Here is a 15,840-nt window from a genome sequence, read left to right as displayed (position 1 = left end):
TTTGCACAATATAATGGCACAGATAAAAGATTCTTTAACCATTGAACTTCTAAATAGTTGTGCCCAATCTAAAGAAACTTTAATTTGGAAAAAAAGCTCTACCACGCCCTCTAAAAAAAATATTAGTGTCTACTTGGGGTACAATACAAATAACCAACTGACCGTAGTGGCTTCTATGCAAGGAACTAATGTAGAATGTAGTAATGTAGGAGAACACAATGACGAACACTACTGCCCTGTGGAGCTAGAAAAAAAGGAACCATCTCGCAAAAGAAGAGACCTAAACAACCTAGAAAACAGAACCCTACAAAACATCAGCTCTGACGAAACTTTATTCTTCAAAGACAATGTGCTAAGAACTTACAGACTGGCTCTTGCCATTGCGCCCACGATTTTCAAAAGTCAAATATTTGATAGTAGTAACGATAAAGTCTACGCCTTTTGGAGCCGAGTGGAAGCGTACCTAAATGAACTCTACCTTAGAGATGTTGGCGTTAAGTTTGAGGTAATTACAGACGATAGGCTTATCAACATAAGTCAATATCCTAATGATAATGTTTATGATGCCTCTATTTTAATTAGCAGCTCTACAAGCGTTATAAATCAACTCATTGGAACAGAAAACTACGATATAGGACTTGTAGTTGCCAACATTAACTATAATGGATTGGCAAGACTGGGAGGTGCTTATATCAATTATGAGAAAGCAAGAGCAACCGCTAGACCTCTCTTAGCCTCTATCGCCCACGAGATAGGACACCTTTTTGGCGCAGACCATACCTTTACTGAATCCAACTCTAACTCTGGGTCTATACAAACGGAACCATTAAGGGGAACCTCTATCATGAGCTATGGTAATCCGAGAGATTTCTTTTCGCTCCCTAGTGTCTATCAAATTAAGAAACGACTTACCAAAACGCCTTATTATACAGATAGAGAAAGAACCACTGTGGTTGGCGAAACTACCCTACTCTCCAATATCCCTTACGGCGAAGTCCTCAACAATACCGCTCCCGTAATCCTCAATAATTTTGAATCTACCTATACCATACCCCTCAACACTTGTTTTGAGTTTGATATTGAAGCCTCCGACCAAGATGGCGACCGCCTCTTCTACCTAGCCCACCAGTCTGACTTCAACCCTTCACGGCTACGCCCTCGAAGGCAAGCCCTTTTCGTATCCCGAAAAATGAGTCCAAACTCTGTAGTAGAATTTAAAGACGAATATGTCGATGGATTTTACTTGTTCGGCTTACCCTCCTCTTCATCGGGAGCTATTGCGGATTTTTGGGTTGCCGTAGCCGACCAAAAGGCAAACCCTAACACTCCTCATATCACGATGTATGACGTCAAAAACATTACGGTTATGGCCAACCCGAGCTATAAACCATTTCGCATTACCTCCACCCTACAACCGAGCTACAACGGAGGAGAAACGATTCCGCTGACTTGGGAGATGGACGAAAGTATGAGGGCTCAATACGATAAGGTAAGCATCTCTATCTCCAACGATTTTGGAAAGACTTATACGCTTTTGGCCGATGATGTCCCGAATACTGGGCAATACCAACTCACCTTGCCCAACAGAAGTATAGGTACCGTTTCTGTACGAGATAGAGAGGTCCCTGCGGGTATCATCAAAATAAAACCTAAGAACAGCATCATCTTCGCTCTGACCAATTACCAACCCTACACTTCTAATGAGCCTGATGCTACGGTATTAGGTGGTTTTACGCTTACCCCTACAGCAGCCATCAGTACTCCTAAAAGCAAATGCCACAAGCCTGCCAACACCTCCAAAGAGGCTCTACCTACCAAAGTTGTTATCTCTACCCTTAGTAATAACGACCAAATTACAAATAGCTCCAAAGGAGGCTTTATAAAATTGGTATCTCATAACAAACCTTTCGTCATCACAAGGCTCACTACCGACGAAAGGAACCAAATAGCAGACCCCAAAGAAGGTATGCTGATATGGAACACTACCAAACAATGTTTGGAGCTTTATAAAGACTTCGGCTCTGGTACTATGCAGTGGGATTGTATTACTGAAGGCTGCAATGAGTAGACAAAAGTTTATCACTTTTTAACCCATAAGAACACAATTATTAAGGCTAAAACTCGTTAAACTGTACTAAATTCGCTAATGAAAAATATCAATAATAAATATATATTAGGAGGGCTATTTTTAGTAGTGCTACTCCAGTCGCTTTTTATAGTTAAACTCTATTCCGAAAAAGACGACAAAGCCTACGAAGTTAATCTCGTTAAAATCAACACCCAAAAGGATAGTGTAGACTACTCCAAAATGAAACAAGATTTAGGACTTATACACAAGACTGTAAAGGATTTGCATCGTTTCTTAGCTTCTAAGCAAGTGGTTAATTCTAACCTAGAAAACCTCGCTCAAGACAGCCTCAACAATAGTGTTTACCTCGCCAAAACGGCTAACAGATACAGCCAATACTTGGTAGATTTACAAGAGAAACTCCAGACTGTACCACTAGGCATACCTACGGAGGGCTATATATCATCTCATTTTGGGAAAAGAAAAAATCCTATCCCACCCCAAACCGCTTTGGCTTCTGTAAAGCCTTCTGCTAAAGCGAATACAGACTCTACCGCTACCAAAACCAGCACCACCCCAAAAGAGCCAGAGCAAATGCAATTTCATAAAGGAATAGACATTGCGGTAGGCATTGGTAAAGACATCAAAAGTGCCGCTGCGGGAACTATCCTTTTTGCAGGAGAGAAAAGTGGCTACGGCAAATGCGTGATTATCTCTCACGGCAACGGACTAGCCACTCTCTACGGACACCTCTCGCAAGTCTTGGTAAAGGCTAACGATAAGATAAAAGCAGGAGAAACCATTGCCAAATCAGGAAATACAGGACGCTCCACAGGACCGCACTTGCATTACGAAGTCCACAAGAACGGTACTCCTGTTAATCCGAAGTTATTTTTAACCCTTTAGAGGCTATCGGTAGTGCCTAAAAATACCGAAATCTGTAGGTGTCCACAGTGCTGCCTTTTGCCCCGCCGCCTTTAGACCATTATTTGCCCAAGTGTTGCAGGTATGCATAAAACTATAACTGCCTTTAGCCTCGTAGAAGGCGTCGTTAGCGCCATACACCGCATCGGTTTCTATGAGTATCGTCTTGCCGCTTTCATCGGTATCGAAACTGTCCTTTACAAAGCGAACAAGGTTAGCGTATTGCGTTTCTGTAAGCATTATTTTCTTGCAGTCTTCGCCTTCTTTCATTTTAGCGTAGTAAGTACAGTGCATTGCCGACTCGCCCAGCCCAAATGCCGCATTAAACGCCGTAGAAAACTTTAAGTCTGCCCATTCTGGCGTATCTAGGTAGAAGCCTTTATCTCCCCAGCCTACTGCTAGATAGGGTAAGTTTTCGTTTTGCGAACGCGTATTTTTGTAAGGCACCACCTCGCTCCAATTAACGAGTGGCGTCTGGGTAGGCATCACCAAATCGGTATGGACGCCATTGGTATAGATGTAAATAGGAATGGTCTTCGCCTCACTCACCCGCTCCTCCGAAACAGGTATCAGCGGCAATAGTAGCGCTAGCAATACATACACCACCACAAAGCCTACCACAACCCCCAGTGTCTTTAGTAGGAAGAACAACAGCTTTTTCATTTTTCATCAGAATTATAGACCACGAAGATAGCTTTTTATTTTATTCACAGGCACCTCTCTCTCCAAAAACTTGCACATTTCCCAAAAAAATTTACAGGGCGTCCCCCTCGCCAACGCTTAAACCCGCCGCTCGGGTCGGGCTATCCGCTATTACTCCTCGCCACAGCCCTCGCACGGTGCCTACCCTCTGTGGCTGCGGGGTAGCCGCTCCTATCCCTTACGCACTCCCCGCTCCAATCATTCCACCGAAACCTACTTTCCACACCTCCATACCCTACCGTTACCACAATGCCCAAAGCCCAACAAAACTCGCCACCCCGAAGCCCATTTCATTCCATCGAGGGGCAAACAGGGGCTAAATAGCACTTGATATGATGCACGAGCCTATCCAAATTCAGGATAATTCATAGGATATTTATTGCCTTTCAGAAGCTCTATTATACCTAAAGGATTTATCACAATTCCAATGTATGCATTTCGGTTTCCACCTTCTAATTTTCCCACCGTAGTAAAATCTTTATCATTGATATTCCACACATACCAATTTTGTGATACTATGACCCTATCTTCACTACCATAATCTTTTGTATCTCTAAACAATACCTTTGCTATATCTCCTATTTCATCACTATTCCCAACCTTTTCCCAAACCTTCATTTTCAATCCCAATTTAGTAATGCAATGGGCATAAAAGTCTACTTCTCCATTCACTATTTCTACTAAATTTAGATTACTATTTATACAATAGGTTTCTTTGAAAGCTCTAATTACATCACTATTCAATTGGGTTGAATCATTAGCCACATACTGAAAGTATTTTTTGAACCCATTCCCTATATTAACCGAAAACACATCTCCTATTCTTACATTGACTCCCATATTATCTTATATTTAGCCTTGCATAATTTTTCCATCGGCCTCCCGTAAAATTTCCATCGGCCTCGCGTGATTTTTCCGTCGGCCTCGCGTAAAATTTCCTGCCCGATGGAATTTTCACGCAAGACCGATGCTGCTCTAACAACCAACTGACCTTACGCCTCATCTATCAGTAAGTTTATTCTTTTACAATACTGTATTAAATCCTCAACCTCGTTTCCTATCATATTTTTTATAACGGGGGTTTTCACCATTCTACTTAATTCGTATCCCGCAGACTACAATAGCTCTGTAACAGTAAAAGCAGCCTGCCTTAAATCCTGAATCCGCTCCACTTCAACATTCCTATTGTTGGCAGACAAAATTTCTACGATACGGTCAATTTTCTTCAAATAATCCATAACAAAACTATCTCGGTGGCCAGTCTTTAGTCTGGTAGCTCTTGGTCTAAGAAAGAGATATTCCGCTGTAACCCTGCAAACTTAGTCCTTTTAACAGGCGATTTTCTAAATATTTCGGAAAACAACTCTTGGGTGAGCTCTCTCCATTCCTTTTTAGTAAAGTTTTTAAGGGCAGGATTTGGGTTAAACAAAGGCTGGTTGTGAGGTTTAGAAAAGCGATTCCACGGGCAAACCTCTTGGCAAATATCACACCCAAACATCCAGTCTTGCATATTAGACCTAAACGCTACAGGGATTTCCTCCTTGAGTTCTATAGTGGCATACGAAATGCAACGGCTGCCATCTATAATTTTTTCATTAACGATAGCATTGGTAGGACAGGCATCTATGCAACGCGTACAACGCCCACAATGGTCGGTTGTAGGAGCGTCTGGCTCTAGCTCCAAATCGCAAATAATTTCGGCTAGAAAGAAGAAAGACCCGCTTTTCTTAGAAATTAAGTTGGCATTCTTCCCCACCCAGCCAATTCCAGATTTTTTTGCCCACGCCCGTTCCAATACAGGTGCAGAGTCCACAAACACTCTAAAGCCAAAAGCTCCTATCTCTTCCTGAAGTTCTGCAACCATATCCCTCAAAATATCTTTAATAACCTCGTGGTAATCTCTACCATACGCATACTTTGATATTTTAAAGTTATCTATGGTGGGCAACTCCTCTTGCGGAAAGTAATTATACGACAACGAAATAACGGAGCGAGAGCCTTCCACCAATAGCCTTGGGTCTAAACGCTTGTCAAAATGGTTTTCCATATAAGACATCTTACCGTGATAGCCCTTTTTTAGCCACGCTTCTAGCCGAGGCGCTTCCTCCTCCAAAAATGCAGCCTGCGAAATACCACAAGACTGAAAGCCAAAAGCTTTGGCTTTATTTTTTATCAGCTGGGTATAGTGGGCTTTTTTGTTCACAGGTGCAAAAGTATAAATTTAATGCCTAAAATTTGGGTATTGTGCTAATCTCTTCTATCTTTACGCCTCGAAACCTTATAATTTAACCGTATTATGATTGAAGAAGTATTAAAATCAGGAAATTACCACCTTATAGATGTAAGAGAGCCGATGGAGTTAGAAATGAATGGACATATAGAAGCCGCTAAAAACATTCCACTAGGAGAATTAGAAGACCGAAAAGAGGAAGTTACCAGCCTAGACGGCAATGTAATCTTGTTTTGTAGAAGTGGTAACAGAAGTGGCAAAGCCGTAGAATATTTTAAATCCCTTGGGCTTACCAATGTCTATAATGGTGGCGGCTATGTTGATTTAAAGGAAGTTTTAGATAACCTCTAAACCTTTACTAACTCATAACAAAGGTGGCAATAAGCCACCTTTGTTTATTTAAGAACTTTCTCAAAGGCTTTCCTAGGGCTACCTCTAAAATAAACCTCCCCGCAATACTGATAGCCTAAATGCTGTAAAATGTGGAGCATTGGTTGGTTATCGTAATTGGTATCTACTTTTATACTGTAAATATTCTGTTGTTTCGCCCAACCTTCTACCCACAAGAACATCTGCTTAGCAATCCCTTTGCCTAAGTACCTATCGTGTACTACCACACGATGCACCACTATATAATCTCCATTGGATAACCACTCGCCTTCTATATTATCGTAGGCTGGTTCGTTATTGAGCATTAGAGCGGCATAGCCCAAGACCTCATCACCTTGAACCCAAACATAGCCCACCCCATCACGAATGTCTTTTTCTACCACACTCCTATTAGGATAGCCATCTTGCCATTGGTTACTGCCATCTTCCTTTCTTCTTCTAATGCCTTGCTGAAGCATCTCCCAAATAATATCTATATCTTCTATTCTCGCTGGTTGAAACATCTATTCCCGTTTTTCAATATGATACTTTGCTACTTCTAAATCTTCACGCTCTGCTATGCGTAAGGGATAGAGGCGATATCCTTTATCTTTTGACCGCCAAAGCCTTCGCTAAGGGCAAAAGGTAAAGATAAAGCCGAAAGCCCGACCCCTAGCGGTGGGATTTTCGGCTGATGGAAAGGGGTTACGCCCTATTAGTTTAGTTTGGCAGTGAGCTTTTTGAACTGTTTTTCTACATTTTTGCCTTCGTAGAGAACATTGTATACCGTGCTGATGATAGGCAGTTTAAGCCCCTTTTCTTTGGCGGTGTTGTAGATAGATGCCGCAGCGTAGTAGCCTTCTGCTACCATATTCATAGATTGTATCGCCGATTTTACCGTGTAGCCTTTGCCCACCAAATTTCCTAAAGACCTGTTTCTGGAAAACAGCGAGTACGCCGTTACCAATAAGTCCCCTAGATAGGCACTTTCGTTAACATCTCTTGGGGCTTCGTAAATGGCTTCTAGGAAGATTTCCATCTCACGAATGGCGTTGGATACATATACCGCTTGGAAATTATCGCCGTAGCCCAAACCGCTTGCCATACCTGCTCCTATGGCGTAAATGTTCTTTAGTATTGCACTGTACTCGTTGCCTAGTATATCGCTGCTGGTACTCACTTTAATATAACTAGACGAGAATAAATCTTTCAGTTTTTGAGCATTTTCTTCTTCTACAGTAGCGACGGTAAGGTACGAAAGGCGTTCCATAGCGACTTCCTCCGCGTGGCAAGGTCCTGCAATTACGGCCTGATTTCTAAATCCTATCCGAAATTGGTCTCTAAGGTAGTGTGCCACTATATCGTTGTGCTTAGGGACAATCCCCTTTATAGCGGATACAAACAACTTGTTGGAATAATCGCAAGTCATTTTCTCTAAACTGTCCGACAAATAGATAGACGGCGTCGCCAAAATAATAACCTCACAAGCGGACACAAGCTGATTAACATCGGTAGTAATACTAAGATGACGCGTATTAAACATCACCGATTGCAAGTAAGTAGGATTGTGTTTTCTAAGTTCTATGGCTCCCTTTACAAACTCATTACGAACGCACCAATGTACCATTTTTGAGTTCTCTTGAAGCATCTTTACTATGGCTGTAGCAAAACTTCCGCTACCTAAAACGCCCACGCTGATTGCTGATTTTTTATCTTTTTTAGCCATTATAAATTTGATTTTTGAGTTATAGTTTTTCTAAAAGTAGACTTACCCACTCTTCTCTTTGTACTTTTTTGTTGAGTTTAAGGTTCTGTGCCGTGCAAACTTCCATAATGTCTTCTACATCAAAAAAACATAAGCCTGATAATAACAACTGACCGCCTTTTTCTAACACCGAAACATAGATTGGAATATCGGAAATAAGGATATTTCTATTGATGTTTGCCAATACGATGTCAAATTTTTCCTGTCCTAGATTCTCGGCAGTACCTTCTTCTATCCTTAAACGGACTTGATTTCGCTCTGCATTTTCCTTAGAATTTTCTACCGACCAAGGGTCTATATCTATGGCTAAAGTATCTCCTGCTCCTTTCAGTTTAGCAAAGATTGCCAATACTGAAGTCCCGCACCCCATATCCAAGACTTTTTTGCCTTGAAAATCCATCTCCAACATTTGCTGAATCATCAGGTAAGTAGTGGCGTGATGCCCCGTACCAAAAGACATTTTAGGTTGTATGATAATTTCATAATCCAACGGTTGAGGCTCGTGGAACTCCGCTCTAATGTAAACTTTATCTTCTACATTGATGGGCGGAAAGTTCTTTTCCCATTCCTCATTCCAATTGATATTGGGCATTTCGGTATAAGTATAATCTATCTCTACGCCTTCTTGTTCAAAAATATAGAGTGATTTGATAGTGTCTTCGTTTAAATCGTTCTTCGGAATGTAGGCTAAAATACCGTTAGTTTCCTCTGTAAAGCTATCAAAACCAATATGTATAAGTTCTGCCATTAAAATCTCACTCCAAGGTTGCGGTGGCGTAATGGTAAATTTGAATTCTAAATAAGATTGCATTCTAATGTATTGTTTCCACAAAAGTACAGAAAAATCGCTGATGTACCTTAATTGTATTTAATCGCTTTAACTGGTGATATTTTACTAATTAAATAACTAGGAAAAATAAGCGATACCGCAGACACCAACAAAATCCCTAAAGAAATTGCCACAATATAAATAGGATTTAAGTCTATTGGTACTGTACTGATATAATAATTATCAGGATTGAGCTGAACAATGCCCGTCCATTTTTGTAAAAGTAGTAGTCCCAATCCTATGAAATTCCCCACTAACAATCCTGGAACCATAATAAGTAAAGTGTAATTGATGAAAATAGCTCGTATTTGAGCATTATTTGCTCCCAAAGTTTTCAATACCCCTATGGAATTGGTGCGTTCTATAATTAAAATAAGCAACACCATTACAATATTGATGATTACAACCACCAACATAATTGTGATAATTAAAGCTATATTGGTATCAAAAATGTTAATCCAATTTACAATTTCTGGATACTTATCTGTTATTTTTTCAGCATAGTTTTTATATCCTATTTTCTCTTCAATCTTTGGAAAAACCTCATCTATTTCTCCCATATCTTTAAGGAAAATATCTATACCACCTATGGCAGTTTTATCCATATTTTGTATCCTCCTCACATGGTTGATATCTCCTATGATAAACAGGTCGTCTATCATTTTGATATCCGTTTTGTAAATCCCTTTAACTTTAAATTTTCGGTAGATTGGCTTTTGGTCTTCTTTAGAGAAAATAGCCACGATTTCATCGTTTAGTTTAAGTCTTAAATCATTGGCTATTTTTTCTGGTAAGATGACCTCATTATTATATCCCTTTTCTGTAAAGTTCGGAACGCTACCTTCCACCAAAAACTTTTCAAATCTTTTAGCATCAAAATCTTTCCCAACACCTTTTAATAAAATCCCAGAGAAATTTTCTTCTGTCCTAAGAATACCACTTACAGACGCATAAGACTGCATACCTTCTACTTCTTGTAAAGCCTTAATTTGATTTATATTGATTTCTTTTAAGTCTAAAACTGAAGAGTTATAAGATGAATTAGACCTAGTAGATTTCACAGAAATATGCCCCGAAAAATCTCCCATCTTATTTTTGATGGCTTTTTTAGCTCCCAAACCTGTAGCTACCGTAATTAAAGAAACAATGACACCCAAGGCAACCGACAACCTGCCAATAAACACAATTACCTTAGAAAGATTATTTTTGTTATCTTTGGAGAATGCTATTTTTTTAGAAAAATATAATGGAAATTTCAAAACCTATGTATTTAAGCCTCAAAATTAAAAATTTACTGTTGATTTGCCTAATTTATTTAGGGTTATCTGGTAGAAACTATGCTCAAAATGGTAACAACTGTCCTGATTTTAAAACAGGAGCCGACCAACCAGAGCTTTATCTCCCTCTACTAAAAAACAAAAAAGTAGGCGTGATAACCAATCAAACAGGGCTGGTGCTAAAACCACAAAAACATAATCCTACTACCCTAGATACACTCAGCATTGTGGATTTCCTAAGAGAAAACACTATAGATATTAGAAGAGTTTTCGCTCCAGAACACGGTTTTAGAGGCGAAGCCGATGCAGGGGAATATGTAAAAAATGGCGTAGATACCAAAACGGGTATTCCCATTATTTCTCTTTATGGTAAAAATAAAAAACCAACTGCAGAACAAATACAAGATTTAGACATTATTCTTTTTGATATTCAAGATGTTGGAGTAAGATTTTACACCTATATTTCAACCCTTGCCTATGTGATGGAAGCTGCCGCAGAGCATAATGTAGAGGTTATTGTGCTAGATAGACCTAACCCTCACGACGGCTACACAGATGGACCTGTATTAAAGGAAAAATGGACAAGTTTTGTGGGTATGCACCCAGTTCCTATAGTCTATGGACTAACCATTGGCGAGTATGGTAATATGGTAAACGGCGAAGGCTGGCTTAAAAATAAAATAAAAGCCAAATACACCTTAATCCCAATGAAAAATTACCATAAAAAACAACGCTATCCTATACTTAGACGCCCTTCTCCTAACTTACCAAATGATAAGTCTATCAACCTATATCCTTCCCTATGTTTTTTTGAAGGAGCCGAGGTTTCGGTAGGACGTGGCACTGACTATCCTTTCCAAATTTATGGTTCACCATGGGCTAAAAAATTAAGTTATAAATTCACTCCAAAGCCTAACTTTGGAGCTAAAAATCCGCCTTTTAATGGACAATTATGCTATGGCGAAAACCTCTCTGAATACTCTAAAGATTTGAGAGAACTTAATTTAGAATGGATAATTACGGCTTACAAAAACTATAAAAACCCTAATAAACCATTTTTCATCAAAAATCTTTGGTTTGATACTTTAGCAGGGACTGACCAACTAAGGCTTCAAATTATACAAGGAAAAAGCGAAACGGAAATCAAAAAATCTTGGCAAAAAGACTTACAAGATTTTGAAAAAATTCGTCAGAAGTATATTGTTTATAAAGATTAAAAAAATCAAGGATGTGATTATAATTACACATCCTTGATTTTTTTAATAACTAAACAATTGTAATTATTACTCTTTTAGTTGAATAACTTTTACTGCTTCTAAAGCGACACGGCGAGCTTCCTCTGCTTTTTTAGCAGCATCCTTAGATATTTTTGAGGCTTCTTCAGCAGCTCTTCTACGTTCATTAGCCAATTTTTCCACATTTTTTGCTTCTTTTTCTCGTAATTTAGAAAGGCTTTCTCTCTGCTTTGCTTCTTCGTAATAAGATTGATAATATTCTCCTATTTTGGAAGAAGACTTTTCTATACCTTCTAAAATACGCTTATAACGAGGAGCATCGTAAATTCTGTCCAACTGACTATACAAGTGTTCCAACTCTTTAAACTGCTCCTCAGAATTTGATTTTGTAGAAATAGAGCTTCTCAACTCGTCTATTTTGGTTCTTATTTTTCCCTCCTTTTTTCTTTCTGATTCCAAGGCTTTTCTGTACTTCTCAATCTTTTTTCGCTCCTTTTGAATAGCCTTTCTAAAATCTTCATTGGACTTTCTCAATGTATCGATTTTGACTCCTACACTTTTATTTTCAACTTCATACACAAATTCTTGTGACATTGCATTATCATTACTTCTATTCTTACTCTTTTGTGAAACTAACTTACTAGCTTCTTCTTTAGGATTGTTATCATTATTCAAATCATTAACCTTATGTTCTATGACTTTGTTTAAGGCTACAATCTCTTTGTTTTTGGTATTAACAGCATAGATAAATACCATACTAAACACTAACGGTAAGGCTAACACTTTTCTAATGTAAGCAAACTTTGTTTTTGATTTTTTTAACATAATAATTCTTTTTTTAAGGTTAGATGACAAAAGTGGATTGGTTGCTGGAAAAACTTTTTCCGAAAAATGATGCTCTAAAATCATTTTCGCAAACGACTTAGTATCGCCTTTTTTTATAGATTGACTATCAGCTAAATACTCGTGAATTAAACTCAACTCTTTCTTAATTAAATAAAAAATAGGATTGAACCAAAATATAGATTGAAATAGAGAAACTATAAACTTATCCCAAGAATGACCTTGCTCTATATGTACCATCTCATGTTTTAGGATTTGCCTCCCTAAATCTGTATCAATAGCAATACTATTCTTCCAAAATAAATTTTTAAAGTATGAAAATGGAGCTTCTTCTAAATCGGTTTTATAAAAGTTAATCCCTTGAAAATTAATTTTTTCATATTTATTTTTCAGCTTTAACAATCGCCACATTCCCAACAATAATCTGAATAAAAACATTACCGATACCAAAGCCACTATTACCTCTAAGAAGTAAAACAGAATAGCATAAGATTCTTGTTCATACTTGGATGCATAGATCTTAAATTCACTCATTAACATAAATACCTTTGGATTCACTTCAATGGTAAAATACTCTACTTTAAGCAAAGGAAGTAATACGCTTACAAATAAAGTAAACATTAAATAAAATCTATTATAACGATGAAAAGTCTTATCTTTCAAAAAGATAAAATAATAAGCGTATAAAACTCCCGAACAAACCAAAGATTTGATAATGTAGATAATTAGAGATTCCATAACTGGTTATTTTTTAAGTTCTTTTAATAATAACTCTAAATCTTCCACCGACATCTGTTTTTCTTCTACTAAAAAAGAAACAGCTTCTTTATAAGACCCTCCAAAATAGTTTTTAATAATACCTCCAAAAGATTTTTTACTATACTCTCTTTGGGAAATTATAGGGAAATATTCGTGTTGTCTACCATACACACGATAATCTACAAACCCTTTTTCCTTAAGAACCTTAAGTATTGTAGATACTGTATTGGTATGAGGTTTGGGCTCTGGAAAAAACTCTAAGATATCTTTTAAAAAACCCTTTTCTAACTGCCATAGATATTGCATTACCTGTTCTTCTGCTTTGGTAAGTTGTTTTATTTTCATATCACTATAAATTTAGTGATACAAATATATAACTATATTTTAAATATACAACTATTTTTTTAGTGATAATTTTATTTTATAAAAAAAATCGCTGTTAGAGAAATTTTCCTAACAGCGATTTTTATATTAATTTAACTCTAAATCAACTACATATGCAATGCTCTTTTTCCTGTAGCATCTAAAGCAGCTTCTTTAATAGCCTCTGTAAATGTTGGGTGAGCGTGAGAGATTCTTGAAATATCTTCGGCACTCGCACGGAACTCCATAGCCACCACAGCTTCTGCAATCATATCCGCAGCACGAGCTCCTATCATATGAACTCCTAAAATTTCGTCTGTTTTTTCATCAGCCAATACCTTAATTAGTCCATCAATATCTCCACTCGCACGGCTCCTACCCAAAGCTCTCATTGGGAAACTTCCTACCTTATAAGAAACGCCTTCTTCTTTAAGCTGCTCTTCTGTCTTCCCTACTCCAGCCACTTCTGGCCAAGTGTAAACCACCCCTGGTATTAGATTGTAGTTGATATGAGGTTTTTGCCCTGCTAAAGTTTCTGCTACAAAAACACCTTCTTCTTCCGCCTTGTGAGCTAACATAGCTCCTTTAACCACATCACCAATCGCATAGATGTTAGACACATTAGTCTGAAGGTGGTCGTTTACTTTTACTCTTCCTCTTTCGTCTAAATCTACACCTGCATTTTCTAAGCCTAAACCTTCCGTATAAGGTCTTCTTCCTACTGATACTAAGCAATAATCTCCCTCTACACTTACTTCTTCTCCTTTTTTATCTTTAGCCGTTACTACTACTGTATCACCTTTTCTTTCCACCGCAGAAACTGCTGTAGAAAGCATAAATTTCATTCCTTGTTTTTTAAGAACTTTTTGTAATTCTTTAGACAAAGAACCGTCCATTCCTGGGATAATTTTATCTAAATACTCTACCACTGTTACCTCAGAACCAAGTCTTTTGTAAACAGAACCAAGCTCCAACCCTATCACACCACCACCAATTACGACAAGATGTTTAGGTATTTCTTTCAAATTAAGAGCTTCCGTAGAGGTTATGATTCTTTCTTTATCTAAACTGATGAAAGGTAAAGAAGAAGGCTTAGAACCTGTAGCTATAATGGTATATTTAGACTCAATAGACTCTGTAGAGCCATCATTTTTTGTTACTTTAATTTTAGTTGCCGTCTCAAAACTTCCTACTCCTTCAAAAACTGTAATTTTGTTTTTGTCCATTAGGAAATTGATTCCTTTAGTAGTTTGGTCTACCACTTCGTTTTTTCGCTCTATCATTCTAGCCAAATCTGCTTTAGGCTCGTTGATAACAATCCCGTGGTTTGCAAAGTTATGTTTAGCATTTTCAAAATGTTCCGAACTATCCAAAAGTGCCTTAGACGGAATACACCCTACATTAAGACATGTCCCTCCCAAAGTAGGATATTTCTCTATAATAGCTGTTTTAAAACCTAATTGTGCACAACGAATAGCTGCCACATAACCTCCAGGTCCAGAACCGATAACAGTAACATCAAATTGACTCATTATAATTCAAATTTATTTTTGTTTTTACCTTGACAAATGTACTAATTTTTATATGAACCACCAACCTAGATATTCCGCAAGCCTAAAACAAAAAAGGCGACTAATAAGCCACCTTTTATAAACTATCTTAATCTTCTAACTCTTCGTGAGTTATCACCTCCGAATTCTTCGGTTCGTACGGAATTTTATCCAATATATACTCTAATGCCTCTACTCTTGCCTTAGATTTTTTATTGGCTTTTAGTACCTTCCACGGTGCAATTTCTGTATCCGAAACCTCAAACATTTTTTCCTTATATTCCGTATAAACATCCCATAAATCTAAAGCCTTAGCATCTACAGGGCTATACTTCCATTTTTTAAGAGGGTTTTCTATAATATCAGCAAATCTCTTTGCTTGTTCTTCTTTTGAAATGGAGAAATACAATTTGAGCAAATAAGTACCCGAGTTTACTAGCATTTTTTCAAACTCATTGACTTGTGACATAAAAATATCATACTCTTCTTTTGTGCAAAAACCATTAACAGGCTCTACTACTGCACGGTTGTACCAACTTCTATCGAAAAATACAATTTCCCCAGCTTTTGGCAACTGACTGATGTATCGCTGAAAATACCATTGACCTTGTTCTACCTCGTTAGGCTTTGGAAGAGCAACCACACGATGCTCTCTAGGGTTAAGATGCTCAGTAATTCTTCTTATCGCTCCTCCTTTACCAGCGGCATCTCTACCTTCAAAAATAATGATTACTCTCTGTTTATTTTCAACTACCCAATTTTGCATTTTGATAAGCTCTTCTTGTAATTTGGCCAATCTTTTCTCGTACTTTATCGTACGCAATGCTTTGTCTGGATTAAGCGTATCTGACTGCAATAGAGCGTAAAGCCCCTTTTTAGTATCTAGTTTTTTATATTGTGTATCTGTAAGTTCCATATTGATGTTT

At 37.9% G+C, this 15,840-nt stretch carries 15 protein-coding genes; 4 read left to right on the top strand and 11 right to left on the bottom strand.

Annotation, left to right across the window (positions count from 1 at the left end):
- Window positions 1-13 precede the first annotated feature (13 nt).
- Both D1J36_RS07395 and D1J36_RS07390 read left to right on the top strand, forming a co-directional pair.
- On the top strand, window positions 14-2,068 hold the full coding sequence (locus tag D1J36_RS07395) for a reprolysin-like metallopeptidase (protein WP_185147749.1): 2,055 nt from the start codon (window positions 14-16) through the stop codon (window positions 2,066-2,068).
- Between the two features lie 78 nt (window positions 2,069-2,146).
- Window positions 2,147-2,974 (top strand): M23 family metallopeptidase, encoded by an 828-nt coding sequence (locus tag D1J36_RS07390; protein WP_154137944.1) that lies wholly within the window; start codon window positions 2,147-2,149, stop codon window positions 2,972-2,974.
- A gap of 3 nt (window positions 2,975-2,977) precedes the next feature.
- Here D1J36_RS07390 and D1J36_RS07385 read toward each other — a convergent pair whose 3' ends face one another.
- From D1J36_RS07385 to queG, 3 genes are all read right to left on the bottom strand, one after another.
- Window positions 2,978-3,655 carry a TIGR02117 family protein gene (locus D1J36_RS07385; protein WP_079207625.1) on the bottom strand — a complete coding sequence of 226 codons (678 nt, stop codon included), beginning with the start codon at window positions 3,653-3,655 and terminating at the stop codon, window positions 2,978-2,980.
- A gap of 384 nt (window positions 3,656-4,039) precedes the next feature.
- Window positions 4,040-4,534 carry a hypothetical protein gene (locus D1J36_RS07380; protein ID WP_079207621.1) on the bottom strand — a complete coding sequence of 165 codons (495 nt, stop codon included), beginning with the start codon at window positions 4,532-4,534 and terminating at the stop codon, window positions 4,040-4,042.
- A 424-nt stretch (window positions 4,535-4,958) separates the two neighbouring features.
- On the bottom strand, window positions 4,959-5,897 hold the full coding sequence (gene queG, locus D1J36_RS07375) for a tRNA epoxyqueuosine(34) reductase QueG (RefSeq protein ID WP_014937359.1): 939 nt from the start codon (window positions 5,895-5,897) through the stop codon (window positions 4,959-4,961).
- Window positions 5,898-5,990: 93 nt separating this feature from the next.
- Between queG and D1J36_RS07370 the strand changes: the two genes are divergently transcribed.
- Window positions 5,991-6,275, top strand: coding sequence for a rhodanese-like domain-containing protein (locus D1J36_RS07370; protein ID WP_154137943.1), 285 nt, complete (start codon window positions 5,991-5,993; stop codon window positions 6,273-6,275).
- A gap of 44 nt (window positions 6,276-6,319) precedes the next feature.
- Here the strand turns inward: D1J36_RS07370 and D1J36_RS07365 are convergent, their stop codons facing one another.
- From D1J36_RS07365 to D1J36_RS07350, 4 genes are all read right to left on the bottom strand, one after another.
- Window positions 6,320-6,817 (bottom strand): GNAT family N-acetyltransferase, encoded by a 498-nt coding sequence (locus D1J36_RS07365; RefSeq protein WP_154137942.1) that lies wholly within the window; start codon window positions 6,815-6,817, stop codon window positions 6,320-6,322.
- 191 nt (window positions 6,818-7,008) lie between these two features.
- Window positions 7,009-8,019 (bottom strand): NAD(P)H-dependent glycerol-3-phosphate dehydrogenase, encoded by a 1,011-nt coding sequence (locus D1J36_RS07360; RefSeq protein ID WP_154137941.1) that lies wholly within the window; start codon window positions 8,017-8,019, stop codon window positions 7,009-7,011.
- Between the two features lie 19 nt (window positions 8,020-8,038).
- Window positions 8,039-8,869, bottom strand: a complete 831-nt coding sequence (prmA, locus tag D1J36_RS07355; RefSeq protein ID WP_154137940.1) for a 50S ribosomal protein L11 methyltransferase — start codon at window positions 8,867-8,869, stop codon at window positions 8,039-8,041.
- A 47-nt stretch (window positions 8,870-8,916) separates the two neighbouring features.
- On the bottom strand, window positions 8,917-10,146 hold the full coding sequence (locus tag D1J36_RS07350) for an ABC transporter permease (protein ID WP_154137939.1): 1,230 nt from the start codon (window positions 10,144-10,146) through the stop codon (window positions 8,917-8,919).
- A 5-nt stretch (window positions 10,147-10,151) separates the two neighbouring features.
- Here D1J36_RS07350 and D1J36_RS07345 point away from each other — a divergent pair, with 5 nt between their 5' ends.
- Window positions 10,152-11,381 (top strand): exo-beta-N-acetylmuramidase NamZ family protein, encoded by a 1,230-nt coding sequence (locus D1J36_RS07345; protein WP_185147751.1) that lies wholly within the window; start codon window positions 10,152-10,154, stop codon window positions 11,379-11,381.
- Window positions 11,382-11,447: 66 nt separating this feature from the next.
- Here the strand turns inward: D1J36_RS07345 and D1J36_RS07340 are convergent, their stop codons facing one another.
- The 4 genes from D1J36_RS07340 to ppk2 all read right to left on the bottom strand — a co-directional run bounded on the left by D1J36_RS07340 (window position 11,448) and on the right by ppk2 (window position 15,830).
- Entirely contained in the window at window positions 11,448-12,980 is a 1,533-nt protein-coding gene (locus tag D1J36_RS07340) for a M56 family metallopeptidase (RefSeq protein ID WP_154137937.1), read from the bottom strand.
- 6 nt (window positions 12,981-12,986) lie between these two features.
- Window positions 12,987-13,346 carry a BlaI/MecI/CopY family transcriptional regulator gene (locus D1J36_RS07335; RefSeq protein WP_154137936.1) on the bottom strand — a complete coding sequence of 120 codons (360 nt, stop codon included), beginning with the start codon at window positions 13,344-13,346 and terminating at the stop codon, window positions 12,987-12,989.
- Between the two features lie 146 nt (window positions 13,347-13,492).
- Entirely contained in the window at window positions 13,493-14,896 is a 1,404-nt protein-coding gene (lpdA, locus tag D1J36_RS07330) for a dihydrolipoyl dehydrogenase (protein WP_154137935.1), read from the bottom strand.
- A gap of 127 nt (window positions 14,897-15,023) precedes the next feature.
- Window positions 15,024-15,830 carry a polyphosphate kinase 2 gene (gene ppk2 / locus D1J36_RS07325; RefSeq protein ID WP_015345470.1) on the bottom strand — a complete coding sequence of 269 codons (807 nt, stop codon included), beginning with the start codon at window positions 15,828-15,830 and terminating at the stop codon, window positions 15,024-15,026.
- Window positions 15,831-15,840: the final 10 nt, after the last annotated feature.

The organism is Riemerella anatipestifer (genome assembly GCF_009670965.2).
Classification (GTDB): domain Bacteria; phylum Bacteroidota; class Bacteroidia; order Flavobacteriales; family Weeksellaceae; genus Riemerella; species Riemerella anatipestifer_B.
Note: the sequence above shows the minus strand (reverse complement) of the source record. Positions and strands in the feature narration are given on the sequence as shown.